The 2,555-nt window shown below is 47.7% G+C and carries 2 protein-coding genes and 1 pseudogene; 1 reads left to right on the top strand and 2 read right to left on the bottom strand.

Translation table 11 applies throughout. The features are described from left to right. Positions 1-201: 201 nt before the first annotated feature. Positions 202-471, top strand: a complete 270-nt coding sequence (locus Xsze_RS01455) for a PAAR domain-containing protein (protein ID WP_038235061.1) — start codon at positions 202-204, stop codon at positions 469-471. Positions 472-781: 310 nt separating this feature from the next. Here Xsze_RS01455 and Xsze_RS01450 read toward each other — a convergent pair whose 3' ends face one another. Both Xsze_RS01450 and Xsze_RS01440 read right to left on the bottom strand, forming a co-directional pair. Beyond that, the gene (locus Xsze_RS01450; RefSeq protein WP_051462304.1) at positions 782-2,260 is read right to left on the bottom strand and encodes an AAA family ATPase; all 1,479 of its coding nucleotides are present in this window, start codon (positions 2,258-2,260) and stop codon (positions 782-784) included. 4 nt (positions 2,261-2,264) lie between these two features. Then, positions 2,265-2,555, bottom strand: a pseudogene (locus Xsze_RS01440) (Arm DNA-binding domain-containing protein); the annotation flags it as partial.

Here is a 2,555-nt window from a genome sequence, read left to right as displayed (position 1 = left end):
GAATCAAGAAATCACAAATAGGTGTGGATGTCATCATTCAGACTTAATCTGGCAGTCACCCACGTTGATTTAGGGCCTGCCAGATTAAGTTGAGATTAATACAAATTAATATGACGGTTATGGTGAATATTCCGGGTGTATAAAAAACCTTATTAAAGGAAAAACCATATCCCTATGGTAAATGGTAATAGAGGTAACAACATGGCAGGGAAAGCAGTTATTCTTTTAAATGATACCACCGATCACGGTGGCAAGGTGATTACCGCTATTGGTGGTTATACTTATCAGGGCGTACCTGTTGCCGGAGAGGGTGATTTGGTCTCTTGCCCAAAATGCGAGGGGACGTATCCGATTATCAAGGGAAGTGAATTATTAAAGTCTCAGGGTAAGCCGATTGCATTGGATGGTATGCAAACCTCCTGTGGCGCAAAACTGATTGCCAGCCAGAAAGATTTGCTTGTCATGGAATGATAGGTATTTTCTCCTGTTTAGAATGCCACTGACGCGCTGCGCTTGTCTTCTCCGTGTTAGCAGGTTAATTTATTAACCTGCTAACACGGAGAGCTGAAAAAACACCCGCCAGAAAAGAAGTTGACTCCTCACCTGCTCCTCACTTTTTATTTTCCTCACTGCAAAAACAGGTGAGGAATTGAGATTTATTTATCCTTAAAAATCAATTCGTTCTGTATTACTCACTTTTTCCGTATATATGAGAAAAGTGAGGAATACGGCGAGGTGCAAAATTCCGTTCCTCACGGCTCCTCACTTTCTGACTCACTTTTTAATCGTCATTGTTTTGGTTAACGATGGTGAGTTCCTGCCCGTTACGGGTAATCAACCTATCTTGCTCTAACTTGGTCAACCAACGGCTGAAATTCTTCACATTCACCCCCATCGCTTTTAAATCATTACGTACAAGGGCAATAGAGCAGGGTTCTTTCAGGGCAGTGCGCGACCGTATGCACTGCCACAATGCCGCGTGGTTATCGGTCTTATTGGCGATAAGTCCGGTTTCTTCCTCTTCAACCGGATCGCGCGGCCTGTCAATCAGCGTGAGTGATGTAATATCCTCACCCTCTTTATCGGTAAAGAGTTCAACTACGCGCAGGTCATAGGCTTTGGTGTCCGGCTCTTCGGCATCTTTCATTTTGGTACAGGTGATGACCAGTGCCCCGCCTTTTTTTCCTTCCCGGTTGATTTTATATTCAACATCCAGCGCAGCACGAAATGCACTGGAACCTCTTGCGCCTTTGCTTGCATCTTTGCCGGAATGGTGAACCACCAGAATGCTGGCTCCGGTTTTGGCTTTCAGTTCGTCACAGCCCCGGACAAAAGCACCCATATCTTTGGAATCGTTTTCATCAGCCCCACCAAAACAGTGGGCAAGGGTATCCAGAATAATCAGGCGCACAGGCATACCTGTTTCAGATTCAACCTGCCGGGCGGCAATCACCAGCTCATGCACTTCGGCGGGCGAGGCCGGAAAGACGGGCGTATTAATCAGATACATATTTTCAACGGTCTGGCCATTCACGATTTCCCATGCTTTGATGCGTCGTGGCACGCCGATCCCGCTTTCACCAACAACATACAGCAAGGAACCCTGAGCAACCGCTTTACCTGCCCATGCCTTACCCGTGGCAATATGACAGCCCCAGGCTCCCGCCAGAAAACTCTTATACGAACCGCTCGCGCCGTAAATGCTGCACAGGGAATGCGCAGGAATAATACCTTTAACCACGTAGTCTAACTGCGCATCAAATCCTGCCGAACCCACTGACAACGGTAACTTTGTTTTGCGTCTTGGGTAAATGCTTTCGATATTGCCATAACTGCGGCTTTCTATTGTGCGACGCTTCATTGGTTTCCCTGCCCGATATAACCCGTTACTGAATACCTGCTTTGCTGCTTCAAGGCCGTATTGCTGGCGATAATCATCCCAGTCGGCTTTATGCTCTGTCGGCGGTAACGTGATCCAGCCATTCACTGCAATAGCCGCTTTTTCTGCCGAACTTTTGCCGGTATTCACTTTCGGTTTACTGTTTTTATCCAGCTCGCCGGGGTGATGCCAGTCGTTATCGGCGGCAATAATGATTTTAGTGCCCGGCCAGCGTCCCCTGACTGACAGGGCAACGCAGAACAAATTGCCCGCATCCAGCACCGCGAGAACACTACCTTTATAAAGCTGATTAACCGTAAGTGCTGTGGCGTAACCTTCGGTAATAATGACCGTATCAGGGTGTGCTTCCAGCGCTGACAACGCGATAAACGCCCCTTTCTTCTGGCTGCCGGTGAGTAATTTTTTCTGCTTTGGGATCGAGACCCTGCGCCATCAGCTTTTTGGCTTCATCGCGTTTAGCCCGTGCATCAGCTAAAGACACAGCCGGATAGACACCGAACGCCAGACGGTCTTCTTTTTTATCGGTCGGGCGGTAATACTTTATGCGCCAGTATTTTGAGCCACGTGACGAGACTTCTAAATAGAGACCGCCGCCATCGGCGAGTTTGTAGGTTTTTTCTTTGGGTTTTGCAGTTTCGATTTGTCGTGCATTAAG

Source organism: Xenorhabdus szentirmaii DSM 16338 (assembly GCF_002632585.1).
GTDB lineage: Bacteria > Pseudomonadota > Gammaproteobacteria > Enterobacterales > Enterobacteriaceae > Xenorhabdus > Xenorhabdus szentirmaii.
This window is presented reverse-complemented; position numbering and strand designations above follow the sequence as displayed.

Bases quoted from the DNA above. Each gene is read 5' to 3' on its own strand.
- Xsze_RS01455 (WP_038235061.1), top strand. From the start codon at position 202: ATGGCAGGGAAAGCAGTTATTCTTTTAAATGATACCACCGATCACGGT.